The following is a 251-nucleotide window of genomic DNA, read 5'->3' as shown; positions in this document are numbered from 1 at the left end:
AGAAAGGCCATTTGGGAAGAACTCGAAGCCTTTGGTGATATTAGTTACACTTACAGTATCAGTTCCTGTATGATAATGACTAAAAATGAGGATTATTGCCGTTAAAATCAAACCAATAATCGCCACAATTTTAATCATCCCAAACCAAAATTCGGTTTCTCCAAAAAATTTTGGATTTAAGGTATTCAATAAAGTTAGAAGAACTAATACAAAGACTTCTGTCATCCAAATTGGTAAATCCGGCAACCAAA

Annotated in this window: 1 pseudogene; it reads right to left on the bottom strand. The window is 33.5% G+C overall.

Annotated features, from left to right (window positions below):
- Nucleotides 1–251: pseudogene (locus MN204_RS21120) on the bottom strand (hypothetical protein); the annotation flags it as partial.

The organism is Oceanobacillus saliphilus (genome assembly GCF_023522835.1).
Classification (GTDB): Bacteria; Bacillota; Bacilli; order Bacillales; family Amphibacillaceae; genus Oceanobacillus; species Oceanobacillus saliphilus.
Note: the sequence above shows the minus strand (reverse complement) of the source record. Positions and strands in the feature narration are given on the sequence as shown.